This window comes from Amycolatopsis melonis, from assembly GCF_040064235.1.
Taxonomy (GTDB): Bacteria; Actinomycetota; Actinomycetes; order Mycobacteriales; family Pseudonocardiaceae; genus Amycolatopsis; species Amycolatopsis melonis.
On record NZ_JBDZYD010000001.1, the window covers coordinates 179536 to 195170 of the forward strand.

Here is a 15635-nt window from a genome sequence, read left to right on the forward strand (position 1 = left end):
TCCCGAAATTGTCGGTGGTGGGGTGCACACTCTCCGGCATGACCCCTCTCGACGATTTCGACAGAGCAGCTTCGACGGTGACCGGCCTGGTCGCGGCCTGTACGGAGTGGGACGCGCCCACGGCCTGCACGGGCTGGGACGTCCGCGCGGTGGTCAACCACCTGGCCCACGGCAACGCGAAGGTGGCGTTCTGGGCGGGCACAGGCCCACCGGCACCGGACGGCGACTACCTGGGTGCGTCGCCGGTGGCGGCGTTCGAGGCATCGGTCGCCCGCGCGCGGGCGGTGCTGGCCGAGCCGGGGTTGTTCACGCGGACGGTGACGACGCCGCTGGGCGAGGTGCCCGGGGTGTTCCTGGTGCACATGCGGGTGAACGAGTACGTGGTCCACGGCTGGGACATCGCGGACGCGACCGGGCAGCCGACGGACTTGGTCCCGGACCTGGCCACCCAGGCGCTGGAGCAGTGGCGCACCCGGTTCGGGGCGGCGCCACGGCAGCCGGGCGGCCCGTTCGACCCGGAGGTTCCGCCACCGGAAGACGCGACGGCGGCGGACCGGCTGGCGGCGTTCCTGGGAAGGAGGCCGGTCACCGTGCGGCGGTGAAGAAGGTTCTCGCCGTCGCCGGCGCCCACAGGAGGATGACCACGGCGAGCTGGGCGAGCGCGACGACCGGGACGACGGCGCGGAACATCGGCGAGGACGACCACGACACGGCACCGAAGACGACGGACAGCAGCTGCGAGACGGTGGCCAGCCGCCGCGTCCACGGGCGGCCACCGGCGAGCTTGACCACGAGGAGGAGGCAGAGCACCAGGAGGAGGCCGTGGAAGACGGCACCGGAGACGACGGCGAGATCGGCGGCGCGCGCGACCTCGGCCGCGGCGAAGTCCGGGTGCCCGGCGGCGATCGCGTCCCGCAGGGTGTCCCGGCGCGCGGTCATGACGACCGGGATCACCAGGTGGGCGAGCGCGACGAGGGCGAGCAGCACCTGCGCGGCCCGGACGGGCTTCGGGACGGCGGTCGTCATCGGTCGTCCGATTCGGACGTGGTGCGGGCTCGCCGCCACCGCGGACCGGCGTTGCCGGTGGTCCCGGGATGCTGGGCCCAGGCCTGGTTGAGCCGGGTGACGAGGCGGCGCGCGGTGGCGACGTCGTCGTCGGTCCAGTCGGCGATGACGTCGGCGAAGGCCGCGGCCCCGGCCTGCACGGCGGCGTCGGCCTCGGCCCGGCCCCGGTCGGTCTGCCGGACGAGGAACGTCCGCGAGTCGCCGGGATCGGTCTCGACCGCGATGTGCCCTTCGCGTTCGAGGGCCGTCAGGTGCCGGCTGGTGGCGGAGGCGGTAAGCCCGAGTTCGGCGGCGATGTCCCGCGGCCGAAGCGGCCCGCTCGCGGCGACCAGGCCCAGAATGCGGAGCCGGGTCAGGTCGAGGTGTCGCGAAATCCGCCGGTGCCCCTGATCGATGAGTTCCATGACGGCTCGTGCCAGCTCGGCCCGGTCATTTCGTTTCGGCATGAAACGAGTTTAGCGGAGGTGGGTAGCTTATGGATGGTTGAGCGCCGATCCCGAGGAGCATCCGCGCCCGGCGCGGGTCCGGAACGGCGAACTCGCGTGCCTGGAGGGCCGGTTCGCGTGCTTGGAGGGTCGGCTCGTGTGCCTGAGGGGTCGACTCGCGTGCTTGGAGGGTCGACTCGCGTACCTGGGCGGTCGACTCGTGTGCTGGGAGTGGCGGCTCGCGTGCCTGGAGGGGTCGACTCGTGTGCCTGAGGGGGCGGCTCGGGTGCCTGGAGGGGGCGACTCGCGTGCTTGAAGGGTCGGCTTGCGTGCTTGGAGGGTCGACACGCGTGCTTGGAGGGTCGACTCAGGCGGTCGGGGCTGGTCAGGCGGTCTTGCGCACCGCGAAAGCCGCTGCCAATCCCGCGGCCGTCATCACCACGCCCGATCCCAGCAGCACCCATGCCCCCGCCCCCGGCACGATGCGGGCCGCCGGGGAGATCCGTGCCGCTCCCGGCAGGGTTACCACCAGGTGGCGGAGGACCACGCCCGTCACCACCAGGCCCGGGAGGCACGTCATCGCCAGCGGCTCGTCCTGGCGCCGGGCGAAGGTCAGGTACGCCAGCGTGGCCGCGATCAGCACCGCCGCCGCGCAGACCAGGCGGAGGCCCAGGCCCAGCTCCGGGTCCGGCGTGCCCGCCGGCAGCATTCCCGGGTACTCCGCCGTGCGCAGCGTCAGGCCCGCGATCACCCCGGCCCCCGCCGCCACGGCCAGTGCCGCGCGCGGTCCTCGCCACTTCGCCACGTCACGCAGCATAAAACGCCGGGACCACCGAATTTCCGCGCTGGGCCGAACGGAGGATCCCGAACGGGGGACTCAGCCGGCGAACCAGCGCTGCGGTGCCGGGCGCAGATTCTGGTAGATGTGCTTGGTCTCGGTGTACTCGGCCAGGCCCGTCGGGCCCAGCTCGCGGCCGACGCCCGACTGCTTGTAGCCGCCCCACTCGGCCTGCGGCAGGTACGGGTGGAAGTCGTTGATCCACACCGTCCCGTGGCGCAGCCGCCCCGCCACCCGCTGCGCGCGGCCCGCGTCCTGGGTGAACACCGCGCCCGCCAGGCCGTAGTGCGTGTCGTTGGCGATGCGGACCGCGTCGTCCTCGTCGGTGAACGTCTCGACCGTCAGCACCGGCCCGAACGACTCCTCCACGACCGCCGACGACCCCTGCCGTACCTCGTCGAGGATGGTCGGCAGGTAGTAGAAGCCCTGCGCCAGCGCCGGGTCGTCCGGCCGCCTGCCGCCCGTGCGCAGCACCGCCCCGTCGGCCAGCGCGTTCGCCACGTACTGCTCGACCTTCGCCCGGTGCGCCGCGGAGATCAGCGGGCCCGTCTCGGCGTGGGCGTCGAACGGCCCGCCCAGGCGGATCCGCTCGGCCCGGCGCACCAGCTCGGCGACGAACTCGTCGTGCCACTCGCGCTGGACGATCAGCCGCGCACCCGCCGAGCAGACCTGGCCCGAGTGCAGGAACACCGCCGTCAGCGCGTAGTCGACCGCCGTCTCGAAGTCGGCGTCGGCGAAGACCACGTTCGGGTTCTTCCCGCCCAGCTCCAGCGCCACCTTCTTGATCGTCCCGGCCGCCGCCGCGGCGATCACCCTGCCGGTCGCCAGGCCGCCGGTGAACGACACCAGGTCGACGTCCGGGTGCGACGCCAGCGGCGCGCCGGCCTCGGCGCCCGCGCCCAGCACCAGGTTTCCCACACCCGGCGGCAGGCCGGCCTCGGTGAGCAGCTTGAGGAACAGGATCGCCGTGCTCGGGGTCAGCTCGCTGGGCTTGAGCACGAACGTGTTGCCCGCGGCCAGCGCGGGCGCGATCTTCCACACCGTCTGCAGCAGCGGGTAGTTCCACGGCGTGATCAGCCCGCACACGCCGACCGGCTCGTGCACGATCCGGCTGAACGCGTCCGGGTTGCCGGTGTCGACGACGCGCCCGGCGTCCTGCGCCGCCAGCTTGCCGAAGTAACGCAGGCAGGCGGCGATGTCGGCCATGTCGTAGCGGCTCTCGGCCAGGCGCTTGCCGGTGTCGAGGGACTCGGCGCGGGCGAACGCCTCCGCGTCGCGGTCCAGCAGGTCCGCGGTGCGCAGCAGCAGGTCACCGCGCAGGTGCGCGGGCGTGCCCGGCCACGGGCCGGTGTCGAACGCGCGCCGCGCCGCCGCGATCGCGGCCTCGGTGTCCTTGGCGGTGCCCTCCGCGACCGTCGCGACCAGGGAGCCGTCGGCCGGGCAGCGGATCTCCCGGCGTCCGCCGCCGATCGCGTCCACCCATTCGCCGCCGATGAAGAAGTCCGCCATGGGCCCCATTCTCGTGGCCACAGCGCGTGACCGCCACAGCGCGGGGAGGAGACGAGGTTCACCCCGCGTGCTGACCCGCGGTCGCGCTCCGGTTGTGACGCCGGACGCGGCGGGCGGAACCTCCGTGGCGGGTCTCCGTAGACTGGCCCGAACCGAGCGAGTGAGGTGGAGACTGGTGACGATGCTGGAGTCCGTCAGCGGGCCGGCGGACCTGAAGCGCATGAGTGCCGAGGACCTCGGCGAGCTGGCCGCCGAGATCCGGGACTTCCTCGTCGACAAGGTCCGCCGGGCGGGCGGGCACCTGGGGCCGAACCTCGGCGTCGTCGAGCTGACCCTGGCGTTGCACCGCGTGTTCGACTCGCCGCGCGACGCGATCGTCTGGGACGTCGGGCACCAGGCGTACGTCCACAAGATCGTCACCGGCCGCGCGGCCGGGTTCGACCTGCTGCGCCAGACCGGCGGCGTCACCGGCTACCCGTCGCGCGCGGAGAGCGAGCACGACTGGGTGGAGAGCAGCCACGCGTCGTCCGGATTGTCCTATGTGGACGGCCTGGCGAAGGCGTTCGAGCTGGCAGGCGGCGGGCGGCACGCGATCGCCGTCGTCGGCGACGGCGCGCTCACCGGCGGCATGTGCTGGGAGGCGCTCAACAACATCGCCGCGCACAAGAACCGCCCGGTCGTCATCGTGATCAACGACAACGGCCGGTCGTACTCGCCGACCATCGGCGGCCTGGCCGACCACCTCGCCGCGCTGCGCCTGCAGCCCGGCTACGAGCGCCTGCTCGACGGCGGCCGCGAGATCCTCAAGCACACCCCGGTCGTCGGCAAGCCGATCTACGCCGCGCTGCACGCGGCGAAGGCCGGGCTGAAGGACGCGCTGAGCCCGCAGGCGATGTTCTCCGACCTCGGCCTGAAGTACCTCGGCCCGGTCGACGGCCACGACCAGCTGGCCCTGGAGAAGGCGCTGCACAGCGCGAAGGCGTTCGGCGGCGCGGTGATCGTGCACGTGGTGACCGAGAAGGGCCACGGCTACGCGCCCGCGGTCAACAACCAGCACGACCAGATGCACCAGACCGACCCGATCGACCCGGAGACCGGCCTGCCGCCGGTGAAGGGCCCGAGCTGGACCGGCGTGTTCGGCGAGGAGCTGGCGAAGATCGGCGCCGAGCGGCCGGACGTCGTCGCGATCACCGCGGCGATGCTGCGCTCGACCGGGCTGGACAAGTTCGCCGAGTCCTTCCCGGACCGCTGGTACGACGTCGGCATCGCCGAGCAGCACGCGGTCACCTCGGCCGCGGGCCTGGCGATGGGCGGGCTGCACCCGGTGGTGGCGATCTACTCGACGTTCCTCAACCGCGCGTTCGACCAGGTGCTGATGGACGTCGCGCTGCACCGCCTGCCGGTGACGCTGGTGCTGGACCGCGCCGGGATCACCGGGCCGGACGGGCCCAGCCACCACGGCATGTGGGACCTGTCGCTGCTCGGCATGGTGCCGGGCATGCGCGTGGCCGCCCCGCGCGACCCGGCGACGCTGCGTGAGGAGCTGAACGAGGCCGTCGACGTCGCCGACGGGCCCACGGCGCTGCGGTTCTCCAAGGGCAAGGTCGGCACCGACGTCACCGCGGTCGAGCGGATCGGCACGGTCGACGTGCTGCGCCGCCCGACCGAGGGCGCGGACGTGCTGCTGGTGACCGTCGGCGCGTTCGCGACGCTCGGGCTGGCGGCCGCGGACCGGCTGGCCGACCAGGGCATCGGCGTCACGGTGGTGGACCCGCGCTGGGTGCTGCCGGTGCCGGCGGAGCTGGTCGCGCTGGCGGCGCAGCACAAGCTGGTGGTGACGGTCGAGGACAGCGGCCGCCACGGCGGCTTCGGCTCGGCACTGGCGGCGCTGTTCCGCGACGCCGAATGCGACGTCCCGCTGCGGGACCTGGCGGTGCCGCAGTCGTTCCACGACCACGGCAGCCGCGACGAGGTGCTGGCCCGCATCGGCCTGACGGCCCAGGACGTGGCCCGCCGCGTGACGGAGTGGGCTTCGGGCCGCTTGGGGTCGGCTGCGGAGCCGGCGCCGAAGGACGCGAATCGCAGCTGAGGCGGGGGTGCGTCGGGGAACCGGCTTCCTCGGGCGGGGGCGTCGGTAGCCTCGCGGAGTGGGTCTCGGGCTGCCTTGGGTCGGCTGCGGAGCCGGCGCCGAAGGACGCGAACCGCAGCTGAGGCGGGCCCGTCGCGGAAAACCGGCCTCCTCCGGCGGAGGGCGTCGGTAGCCTCGGCGAGGTGAATCCCGATCCTCTGCTCGACAGCCTGCGTGCCGCGGTCGCCGCCGCGCCCGCCGACGTTCCGCTGCGGCTGCATCTGGCCGGCCTGCTTCTCGAACGCGGCGCGCGGGACGAGGCCGTCGCGCACCTGGGCACGGTCCTCGGGCAGGACCCGGGCAACGCCGAAGCCGCGGCGCTGATGACGCGGGCGCTGGCCCCGGCCGGGCCCCCGCCCGGGTTCGACTGGGCGGCGGCCGAAAGCGAAGTGGCCGACATCGTGCCGCCGCGCTTCGTCGACGGCGCTGAAGCGGTGCCCGCTGACCGGGTGCCCGCCGGGCCGACCGCCGACGTCGAGCAGCCGCGGGTGACGCTGGCCGACGTCGGGGGCATGACCGACGTCAAGAAGCGGCTCGACGCGGCGTTCCTGGCGCCGATGCGCAATCCGGAGCTGCGGAAGCTGTACGGCAAGAGCCTGCGCGGCGGCCTGCTGCTCTACGGCCCGCCGGGCAACGGGAAGACGTTCCTCGCGAAGGCCGTCGCGGGCGAGCTGCGGGCGCGGTTCCTCGCCGTCGGGCTCGACGAGGTGCTGGACATGTGGCTCGGCAAGTCCGAGCGCAACCTGCACGAGCTGTTCCTCGCCGCCCGCCGCGCCGCGCCCTGCGTGCTGTTCTTCGACGAGCTGGACGCGATCGGGCAGAAACGCTCGCGCCTCGCCGGCGCCGCGGCCCGCAACGTCGTCGCGCAGCTGCTGGTCGAGCTCGACGGGATCGCCGACGGCAACGACGGGGTCTTCGTGCTCGCCGCGACGAACGCGCCGTGGGACGTCGACACCGCGCTGCGCCGCCCTGGCCGGTTCGACCGGACGCTGCTGGTGCTGCCGCCCGACGAGCAGGCCAGGACCGCCATCCTCGAATACCACCTGCGCGACCGGCCGGTCGCCGGGATCGACCTGCCGCAGCTGGCCCGGAAGACCGACGGCTGGTCGGGTGCCGACCTCGCGCACCTGTGCGAGACCGCGAGCGAGCGCGCGCTGCTGGCCTCGGCCGAAAGCGGCGTCGCGCGGATGATCGGGATGCCCGACCTGCTTGGCGCGCTCCCGGAGATCCGCCCGTCGTCGGCGGCGTGGTTCGCCGCGGCACGCAACGTCGTGCTGTACTCGAACGCCGACGGCACCTACGACGAGCTGGCCGCCTACCTCAAGCGGAAGAAGCTGCTGTGACGACGCGGCGCGTCGCCGCACTTGTGCAGGCCCGCCAGTTCGAGCGGGCGATCCGCGAGGCGACCGCGGCGCTGGCGACGGAGCCGGACTCGGCCGTCCTGTGGCACCTGCTCGCGCTGGCCCAGTACGGCGCGCACGACCACCCGGCGGCCCTGGAGTCGATCGGGCGCGCCCTCGCCGCCGGGGTGGCGACCGCGGACGTCTTCGTCCACCGCGGCTGGATCCTGACCGCGCTGGAACGTCCGGGAGAGGCGGTCTCGGCGTTCGAAGAGGCGCTGGCGGTGGACCCGGGACACGCCGAAGCCCACGCCTGCCTGGCCCGGCTGCTGGTGTCGGGCGGTGCCCTGACGACACCGGAGGTGCACGCCCGTGCCCTCGGCCACGCGCGGCGGGCGTGCGAGCTGGCGCCGTCCGCGGCCCGCTCCCACCTGGCCCTGGCGACGGTGCTGCTCGCCGAGCCGCACCGCGAGGCCGCGCGCCGCGCGGCGGAACCGGTCCGGGCGGCGATCGCCCTCGAACCGGACAACACCGAAGCCCTGCGGCTGCGAGCGCTGGTGGACCTGCGCCGCCGCAACGCCGTGCGGGCGGTCCGCGGGTACGCCGAGGTCCTGCGGCTGGACCCGCAGGACACGGTCGCCGCCCAGAACCTCGCGCTGGCGACGTGGATGCTGTTCGCGCGGGCACACCTGATCGTGCTGGCCATGCTGGCAACGGCGGCGCTCGCGGCCGCCGCCGGAGGCTGGGTGGTCCGCGCGCCGGCCGCGGCGGTGATCGCCGCGGCGGCCTGGTACGTGCTGGTGTCCCGGCCCCACCGGGCATTCCCGCCACCGATGCGCCCCGCGGCACGGCGGCTGCTGCGCCGGGACGCCCTCGTCCGCCCGTACCTGGCGGGCATCGTGTGGGCGGCGGCGTCGGCGCTGGCGGCCGTGGCGCCATGGGAGAGCCCGGCGATGGGGCGGGTGCTGGTCGTCGCGGGACTGTTCGGGTACGCGGTCGGCGTCGGGGCCGCGCACCGGCGGCTGCGGGAACTCCGGGACCGCAACGACCGGCAGCGCCGGGAATCCTGGCTGGAAGTAGCAGCAAGCCAGCGCGGCTGAGGCTGCAGCTGCGGCGGACCTCGGCGCTCCGGCTGAGCCCGGCCTCGCGGCTCCGACCGGGCCTGGAGCCGGGGCCGACCGAGCCCGGAACCGCTGCCGGACCCGGACTTCCGGCACCGAAACTGTCGGTGCCTCCCGGTAGAGTGGAAAACGGGGGGCGCCCCCGCGGGCCAAGTGGTCGGCCGCCAGGCGCCAGGCGCCAGGCGGTCAGGTGCCAGGAGGTCAGGCCTCGGCCGGGACCGCGCCGCCCACCCCGTCGCCCGCCGCGTCGGCCACCGTGTCGCCCGCCGCGTCGGCCACCGTGTCGCCCGCCGCGTCGGCGACTGTGTCGGCCACCGTGTCGCCCGCCGCCACCGGAACCGGTCCCAGCACCTCCGGTGGTTCCGGGAACACCTTCACCAGCACCGGATACGCCACCGCGGCCGTCAGCAACGTCACCAGCAGGCTGATGTCCACCCCGCCCGCCACGTCCCGCAGCGGGCCCGCGATCATCGGCGTGTTCGCGCACAGCAGCCCCAGTGTCGTTGCCGGGATCCAGGCCGCCATCGCGCGCCAGTTCACTCCGCGGGCGAACCAATACCGTCCGCCTCGACGGCCCTCGTTGAACACCTGGAGGTCCGCCACGTCGTAGAATCCCCGGCGCTGGACGAAGCCGATCATCATGATCACCATCCACGGTGATGTGCACAGCACGATCAGCGTCGCGAACGCGTTGATGCTCGACACCATGTCCAGCACGAAATTGCCGACGAAGACGAACGCCACGCTCAGGGTCCCGATCAGCAGCGTCGCCTGGACCCGGGACAGCCGGGGGAAGATCGAGCTGAAGTCCAGGCCCGTTCCGTACAGCGAGGTCGTTCCCGTCGACAGGCCGCCGATCAGGGCCACCACGATCAGCGGGATCGCGTACCACAGCGGGGAAATCGCCGTCAGGCCCGTGATGTAGTCGGCCGGGTCCGCGACCAGGGTTGCCGTCGCGATGCCGAAGCCGAACGGCAGCAGCGTGGCCACCTGGGCCAGGAACGGGGCCGCCAGCAGGGCACGCTTGCTGGACGACGCCGGGATGTAACGGGCCCAGTCGCCGAGGAACGCGCCGAACGAGATCGGGTTCGCCAGTGCCGTCAGGGCCGCCAACGTGAACGTCGGCCAGAACGTGCCCAGCGCGTACGTGCCCGTGCCCGCGTAGCCCGGGTCGAACGAGCCGCCGTAGGCGAACGCGCCCAGGAGCATGATCGCCGTGCCGAGGACCACCGCGATCCGGTTGACCAGCAGCATGAACCGGTAGCCGTAGACGCACACCACCAGCGTCGCGACCGCGATCACGCCGTAGGCGAAGCCGCGCAGCAGCGGGCCGCCGTCGAAGCCGAACAGCCGCTGCGCCGCCCCGGCCACCGCGTCGCCGCTGACCCAGACCGAGATCGCGAAGAACGTGATCGCCGTCAGCAGCGACAGGAACGACCCGACGCAGCGCCCGACCACCCCGAAGTGCGCGCCGGACGACACCGCGTTGTTGGTCCGCGTGCGCGGCCCGAACAACGCCATCGGCGCCAGCACCAGCCCGCCCACGACCACGCCGAGCGCGGTCGCCAGTACCGCGTCGCGGAAGCTCAGCCCGTACGCGATCGGCAGCGTGCCGAGGATGATCGTGGCGAACGTGTTCGCGCCGCCGAACGCCATCCGGAACAGGTCGCGCGGCCGCGACGTCTGGTCCGCCGGCGGGATGGGCGCGATGCCGTGCTGCTCGACCTCCGTCACGCGGGCGCTCATGCGAACCTCGTCATCACGTGCTTGACGCGGGTGTACTCGGCGAAGCTGTAGGCCGAAAGGTCCTTGCCGTTCCCGGAATGGCCGAACCCGCCGTGCGGCATCTCGGCCGTCAGCGGCCCGTGCGTGTTGACCCACACGCAGCCGAAGTCCAGCTCGGCCGACACCCGCGCGGCGACCGCCAGATCCCGCGTCCACACCGACGACGCCAGTCCATAAGGGACACCGTTGGCCAGCTCCACCGCCGACGCTTCGTCCGCAAAGGACTGGACGGTGATCACCGGCGCGAAGATCTCCTCCTGGACGATCTCGTCGTCCTGGCGTACCCCGGAGATCACCGTGGGGGAGAAGAAGAACCCGCGGGAACCGAACCGCGTCCCGCCCGTTTCGATCCGCGCGTGCGGCGGCAGCCGGTCGATCAGGCCCTCGACGCGCGCCAGCTGCGCCGCGCTGTTCAACGGTCCGAAGTGGACGCCCGGGGTATGCGCCGCCGCGGCCTTCGTCAGTTCCGAGACGACTTCGTCGTGGATCGACGCGTGCACGAGCACCCGGCTGCCCGCGGTGCAGTCCTGGCCCGCGTTGTAGAACGCCGCGCCCACGATGCCTTCGGCTGTCGAGGCGAGGTCCGCGTCGGGGAACACCAGCAGCGGCGCGTTGCCGCCCAGCTCCAGGTGGGTGCGCTTGAGGTCGGCCGCGGCCACGGTGGCGACGTCGATGCCCGCCCGGGTCGACCCGGTGATCGACACCAGCGCGGGAACCGGGTGCCGCACCAGCGCGCGGCCGGTGTCGCGGTCGCCGGTCAGCACGGTGAACGTCCCCGCCGGCAGGAACTCCGCCGCGACGCGGGCCAGCAGGGCCGCGGTCGACGGCGTCGTCTCGGCAGGCTTGAGCACGACGGTGTTGCCCGCCGCCAGTGCCGGGGCGATCTTCCAGACCGCCATCATCAGCGGGTAGTTCCACGGCGCTATCTGCGCGCAGACCCCGACCGGCTCGCGGCGGATCACCGACGTGTGGCCTGCCAGGTACTCCCCGGCCGCGGTGCCCTCCAGCTGCCGCGCGGCCCCGGCGAAGAACCGCAGCGCGCTGACGCACTCGGGGATCTCCTCCTCCAGCACGACCGACCGGATCTTGCCGGTCTCCCGCACCTCCAGGTCGGCGAACTCGGCGGCACGCGCTTCGAGGGCGTCGGCGATCTTCAGCAGCGCCAGCTGCCGCTGTGCCGGGGTGGTCCGCCGCCACACCTTGAACGCCGCCGCTGCGGCGGCCATCGCTTCGTCCACATCGGACGGGGACGCGACCGGGCTGGTGCCGGACACCTCGCCGGTCGCCGGGTCGGTCAGGTCGAGTTTCATGCCTTCTCCAGGTGGGTCGGCGCGAACATCTTCAGCAGAGCGGGCAGGACGACCACGGACGGGCCCGGCGTGCGCAGTGCCTCGGCCAAGTCCGCGCCAACAGTGTCCAAAGAGGACAGATGAGCCGGAACGCCGAAGGACGAAGCCAGCGCCACGAAGTCGGGCCGGGCCAGCTCGGTGGCCGTCGACTGGCCGAACGCGCCGGTGAGGTATTCGCGCAGGATGCCGTACCCGCCGTCGTCGACGATCAGCCACGTGACGTCGAGGCCGTGCTGCACCGCGGTGGCCAGCTCGGCGAGGCCGTACATCGCGCCGCCGTCGCCGGACACGGCGAGCGTGACCCCGCCGGCGGCCGCCCCGCCGAGCGCGCCCGGCAGGCCGTAGCCCAGCCCGCCCGCGCCCTGCGCGGTGTGGATCGGCGCGCTCTCGGGGTTCCACGCCGACCACGCCCAGTACGCGGCGATCGTCATGTCCCAGAACGTCTGGGTGCCCGCCGGGAGCGCCGCGCGGATGTCGTCGACCAGCTTCCGCTCGGCGGCCAGGTCCTGACCGTCCAAACGCGACTCGACGCGCGCCAGCAGCGCCGAGACCGCTTTCTCGGCGCGGCCGTCGGACTTCCGCATCGGCACCTGCTCCAGGAGGGCCTGCAGCGTGAACCGGACGTCGGCGTGGATGCCCAGGCCAGGGTAGTTCGCCTCCAGCTTGCCCAGGTCGGCCTCGACCTGGATGACCTGCCCGCGCGGGGCGAACTCCCGGTAGTTGCTGGACAGCTCGCCGAGCCCGGACCCGAGCACCAGCAGCACGTCGGCGGCGGCGAGGAACTCCGTGGTGTGCCAGTCCTCCAGCCACGACCGCCCGGACAGCTCGTGCTGCCAGGGAAAGACGCCCTTGCCGCCGAAGGTCGAGACCACCGGCGCGCGCAGGGCTTCGGCCAGCGCCAGCAGTTCCGCGTGCGCGCCCGAGCGCAGCGCCCCGCCGCCGGCGAGGATCACCGGGTTGGCCGCCGCGCCCAGCAGTCCGGCCGCCGCGTCGACCAGCTCCGGCAGGGGTTCCGGCACGCCGGGTGTGGCCGTCACCGACGTGATCGGCGGGACGCCGGCCGGGCCGAGCAGGACGTCCTGGGGGATCTCCACCCACACCGGGCCGTAGGGCGCGGTCGCGGCCGACGTCCACGCTTCCCGCAGCGCCGAGGGGATCTGGCTCGCCCGGCGCACGACGTGCACCGACTTCACCACGTCGCGGAAGCTCGCCTGCTGGTCGGGCAGCTCGTGGAGGTAGCCGTGCCGTCCGCCGCCGAGCCCGGCGACCGGGACCTGGCTGGAGATGCCGAGCACCGGTACCGAAGCCGCGCGGGACTCCTGCAGCGAAGCCAGCGTCAGCAGCGCGCCCGGCCCGGTGGAGACGATCAGCGGCGTCACCGGCACCGGCCCGTCCGGGTTCGCCGCCAGCCGCGCGCGGGCGTGCCCGTCGGCGGCGAAGGCGAGGTTGTTCTCGACGCGCCCGCTGATCACCCGGACGTCTCCGGCGCGACGCAGGGCCTCGAACAGGCCCAGCGCGTGCTGGCCCGGCAGCCCGAACACCGTGTCGGCCCCCAGCGCCCGCAGGGTCTCCACGACGACGTCGCCGCCGATGCGGGTCATGCGGTCTTCCCCAGTGCGAGCAGGCTCACCAGGTCGTAGGCGACGTGCGAGGCCGCGATCGCGGTGATCTCGGCGTGGTCGTAGGCCGGGGCCAGCTCGACGACGTCCGCGCCGACCAGGTTGAGGTCGCGCAGCCCGCGCAGGATCTCCAGCAGCTCGCGGCTGGTCAGCCCGCCCGCCTCCGGCGTGCCCGTGCCGGGCGCGTGGGCCGGGTCGAGCACGTCGATGTCGACCGAGACGTACAGCGGCCGGTCGCCGATGCGCTGCCGCAGCGCGTCGACGGTCTCGGCGACCCCGCGGCGCAGGACGTCGCCGGAGGTGACGATGCCGAAGCCGAGCCGCCGGTCCTCTTCGAGGTCGCGCTTGCCGTACAGCGGCCCGCGCGTGCCGACGTGCGACAGCGCGCTCGTGTCGAGAATGCCTTCTTCGGATGCCCGCCGGAACGGGGTGCCGTGGGTGTACGGCTCGCCGAAGTAGGTGTCCCAGGTGTCGAGGTGCGCGTCGAAGTGCAGCAGCGCCACGGGCCCGTGCTGTTTCGCCGCGGCCCGCAGCAGCGGCAGCGCGATGGTGTGGTCGCCGCCGACGGTCACCAGCCGCGTCCCGTCCGCCTGCAGCGCTTCGGCTTCCTGCTGCAGTGTCTCGATGGCTTCGCCGATGTTGAACGGGTTGACGGCGATGTCGCCCGCGTCCACGACCTGCTTCTCGACGAACGGCGAGACGTCCAGCTCCGGGTGGTACGGCCGCAGCAGCCGGCTCGCCTCGCGGACGGCGGCCGGGCCGAACCGCGCCCCGGGCCGGTAGGAGACGCCGGAGTCGAAGGGCACCCCGACGACGGCGACGTCGGCGCGGTCGACCTGGTCGATCCGCGGTAGCCGCGCGAAGGTCGCGAACCCGGCGAAGCGGGGGACGCGCGACGAGTCGAGGGGTCCGATGTTAGGCACTGGTGGGCTCCTGTTCCCGGTTCTCGATGGGTGTTTCCCGGCCGCTCAGGCGGCGGGTCCAGACGGTGAGGATCGCGTCGGACGTGCGGGGTGTCGCGAGGCTGACGGCCAGGTACACGACCAGGCTCGCGCCCAGGCCCCAGTAGATCGGGGTGTTGGCGTCGACGCCGTCGACGATCATGAAGGCGAGCACGGACACCGTGCCCGCGATCATCGAGGCGTACGCGCCCTGCCGGGTGCCGCGCTTCCAGAACAGCGCGCCGACGATCGCCACCAGCAGGCCGCCGACCAGGATGTCGTAGGCGATGGTCAGCGCGTTGACGACGTCGTCGACGAGCATGGCGATCCCGATCGCGGCCAGGCCGAGGACCAGCGTGGTGACGCGGTTGCGGCGGACCTCGCCGCCCTGCTTCAGGCCCAGCTTGGTCAGCAGGTCCGACGTCGTGGTGGTGGCGCACGCGATCAGCGCGCCGCTCGCGGTCGACATCATCGCCGAGAGCGCGGCGGCCAGCACCAGCCCGCGGACGCCGGTCGGCAGCAGCCGCTCGACGATGGTCGCGAAGGCGTCCTGCGCGCTGGCCAGGTCCGGGTAGAGCGTGTGCGCCGCGGTGCCGATGAGGGCGCCGGCCAGTCCGTAGACCAGGCAGTAGACGCCGGAGGTCAGGCCGCCGGACGTGGCGATCGCGGGCGTGCGGGCGGTGAAGACGCGCTGCCAGATGTCCTGGCCGATCAGCAGGCCGAAGGTGTAGATCACGAAGTAGGTGACGATCGTGTCGCCGCCGATCGCGGTGAAGCTGAAGAAGCTCGCGTCGAGCTTCGCGCTCATGCCGTCGAAGCCGCCCGCCGAGGTGATCGCCACCGGCAGCAGGATCGCCAGGATGCCGACGGTCTTGATGACGAACTGGGCGATGTCGGTGAGCGTGATCGACCACATGCCGCCGAGCACCGAGTAGAGCACCACGATCGAGCCGCCGACGGCGATGCCCGCCCAGTTCGGCAGGGCGAAGAGGACCTTGAAGATGGTGGCGAAGGCCAGCGTCGAGGTCACCGTGAGCATGAGGGTGTAGCCCCACATGACGACGCCGGACACCGCGCCGGTGCGGCCGCCGTAGCGCAGGTCGAGCATCTCGCCGACGGTGTAGACCTTCAGCCGCACCAGCCGCCGCGCGAACACCGCGTGCAGCACGAGGATGCCGGCGCCGATGCTGACCACCAGCCACATGCCGGAGATGCCGTAGGTGTAGCCGAGCTTCACACCGCCGACCGTCGACGCGCCGCCGAGGACGACCGCCGACATCGTGCCGGAGTACATGAACCAGCCCAGCCGCCGCCCGGCGACCAGGTAGTCGGACTTGGTCTTCGCGAGCCGGAGGCCGTACCAGCCGACCCCGATCATGCCCGCGATGTACAGCGCGATCACCGCGTAGTCGCCGGCCACGGTGTCCTCCTCACGTCGTTTCGGGTCACCGTAGGTTCGGCCGGGCCCGCTCCGGCATGGGATGATTCGTCTTCATGTCGACATCGGTGAGGACG

General features: G+C 73.1%; 13 protein-coding genes. 4 read left to right on the top strand and 9 right to left on the bottom strand.

What is annotated here, in order from left to right:
* The first annotated feature begins 38 nt into the window (after window positions 1-38).
* A complete protein-coding gene (locus ABJI51_RS00815) occupies window positions 39-602 on the top strand; it encodes a TIGR03086 family metal-binding protein (RefSeq protein ID WP_348946892.1) in 564 nt (187 codons plus the stop codon).
* Here the strand turns inward: ABJI51_RS00815 and ABJI51_RS00820 are convergent.
* The 4 genes from ABJI51_RS00820 to ABJI51_RS00835 all read right to left on the bottom strand — a co-directional run bounded on the left by ABJI51_RS00820 (window position 586) and on the right by ABJI51_RS00835 (window position 3837).
* Entirely contained in the window at window positions 586-1026 is a 441-nt protein-coding gene (locus ABJI51_RS00820; RefSeq protein ID WP_348946893.1) for a hypothetical protein, read from the bottom strand. The genes ABJI51_RS00815 and ABJI51_RS00820 overlap by 17 nt on opposite strands.
* On the bottom strand, window positions 1023-1511 hold the full coding sequence (locus tag ABJI51_RS00825) for a MarR family winged helix-turn-helix transcriptional regulator (RefSeq protein ID WP_348946894.1): 489 nt from the start codon (window positions 1509-1511) through the stop codon (window positions 1023-1025). The genes ABJI51_RS00820 and ABJI51_RS00825 overlap by 4 nt, the downstream gene beginning before the upstream one ends.
* Before the next feature lie 364 nt (window positions 1512-1875).
* Window positions 1876-2295 carry a hypothetical protein gene (locus ABJI51_RS00830; protein WP_348946895.1) on the bottom strand — a complete coding sequence of 140 codons (420 nt, stop codon included), beginning with the start codon at window positions 2293-2295 and terminating at the stop codon, window positions 1876-1878.
* A 72-nt stretch (window positions 2296-2367) separates the two neighbouring features.
* On the bottom strand, window positions 2368-3837 hold the full coding sequence (locus ABJI51_RS00835) for an aldehyde dehydrogenase family protein (RefSeq protein ID WP_348946896.1): 1470 nt from the start codon (window positions 3835-3837) through the stop codon (window positions 2368-2370).
* A 175-nt stretch (window positions 3838-4012) separates the two neighbouring features.
* On the opposite strand from ABJI51_RS00835, the gene dxs reads away from it, so the two are divergent.
* The 3 genes from dxs (at window position 4013) to ABJI51_RS00850 (ending at window position 8405) form a co-directional block, all read left to right on the top strand.
* A complete protein-coding gene (dxs, locus tag ABJI51_RS00840; protein WP_348946897.1) occupies window positions 4013-5926 on the top strand; it encodes a 1-deoxy-D-xylulose-5-phosphate synthase in 1914 nt (637 codons plus the stop codon).
* A gap of 182 nt (window positions 5927-6108) precedes the next feature.
* Window positions 6109-7308 carry an ATP-binding protein gene (locus ABJI51_RS00845; RefSeq protein ID WP_348946898.1) on the top strand — a complete coding sequence of 400 codons (1200 nt, stop codon included), beginning with the start codon at window positions 6109-6111 and terminating at the stop codon, window positions 7306-7308.
* On the top strand, window positions 7305-8405 hold the full coding sequence (locus ABJI51_RS00850; RefSeq protein ID WP_348946899.1) for a tetratricopeptide repeat protein: 1101 nt from the start codon (window positions 7305-7307) through the stop codon (window positions 8403-8405). The genes ABJI51_RS00845 and ABJI51_RS00850 overlap by 4 nt, the downstream gene beginning before the upstream one ends.
* A 222-nt stretch (window positions 8406-8627) precedes the next feature.
* Here the strand turns inward: ABJI51_RS00850 and ABJI51_RS00855 are convergent, their stop codons facing one another.
* Genes ABJI51_RS00855 through ABJI51_RS00875 form a run of 5 tightly spaced genes read right to left on the bottom strand, consistent with a single transcriptional unit; the run spans window position 8628 to window position 15540 of the window.
* Window positions 8628-10172 (bottom strand): purine-cytosine permease family protein, encoded by a 1545-nt coding sequence (locus ABJI51_RS00855; protein WP_348946900.1) that lies wholly within the window; start codon window positions 10170-10172, stop codon window positions 8628-8630.
* Window positions 10169-11521 carry an aminobutyraldehyde dehydrogenase gene (locus tag ABJI51_RS00860; protein ID WP_348946901.1) on the bottom strand — a complete coding sequence of 451 codons (1353 nt, stop codon included), beginning with the start codon at window positions 11519-11521 and terminating at the stop codon, window positions 10169-10171. Before ABJI51_RS00860 ends, ABJI51_RS00855 begins: the two co-directional genes overlap by 4 nt.
* A complete protein-coding gene (locus ABJI51_RS00865; RefSeq protein WP_348946902.1) occupies window positions 11518-13161 on the bottom strand; it encodes a thiamine pyrophosphate-binding protein in 1644 nt (547 codons plus the stop codon). Before ABJI51_RS00865 ends, ABJI51_RS00860 begins: the two co-directional genes overlap by 4 nt.
* Window positions 13158-14102 carry an agmatinase gene (gene speB, locus ABJI51_RS00870; RefSeq protein WP_348946903.1) on the bottom strand — a complete coding sequence of 315 codons (945 nt, stop codon included), beginning with the start codon at window positions 14100-14102 and terminating at the stop codon, window positions 13158-13160. The genes ABJI51_RS00865 and speB overlap by 4 nt, the downstream gene beginning before the upstream one ends.
* On the bottom strand, window positions 14095-15540 hold the full coding sequence (locus ABJI51_RS00875) for a sodium:solute symporter family protein (RefSeq protein WP_348946904.1): 1446 nt from the start codon (window positions 15538-15540) through the stop codon (window positions 14095-14097). The genes speB and ABJI51_RS00875 overlap by 8 nt, the downstream gene beginning before the upstream one ends.
* Window positions 15541-15635 lie beyond the last annotated feature (95 nt).

What these genes read in the sequence shown, in the direction of transcription:
- ABJI51_RS00815 (WP_348946892.1), top strand. Translation starts at nt 39, where the DNA reads ATGACCCCTCTCGACGATTTCGACAGAGCAGCTTCGACGGTGACCGGC.
- ABJI51_RS00820 (WP_348946893.1), bottom strand. Translation starts at nt 1,026, where the DNA reads ATGACGACCGCCGTCCCGAAGCCCGTCCGGGCCGCGCAGGTGCTGCTC.
- ABJI51_RS00825 (WP_348946894.1), bottom strand. Translation starts at nt 1,511, where the DNA reads ATGCCGAAACGAAATGACCGGGCCGAGCTGGCACGAGCCGTCATGGAA.
- ABJI51_RS00835 (WP_348946896.1), bottom strand. Translation starts at nt 3,837, where the DNA reads ATGGCGGACTTCTTCATCGGCGGCGAATGGGTGGACGCGATCGGCGGC.
- ABJI51_RS00855 (WP_348946900.1), bottom strand. Translation starts at nt 10,172, where the DNA reads ATGAGCGCCCGCGTGACGGAGGTCGAGCAGCACGGCATCGCGCCCATC.
- ABJI51_RS00860 (WP_348946901.1), bottom strand. Translation starts at nt 11,521, where the DNA reads ATGAAACTCGACCTGACCGACCCGGCGACCGGCGAGGTGTCCGGCACC.
- ABJI51_RS00865 (WP_348946902.1), bottom strand. Translation starts at nt 13,161, where the DNA reads ATGACCCGCATCGGCGGCGACGTCGTCGTGGAGACCCTGCGGGCGCTG.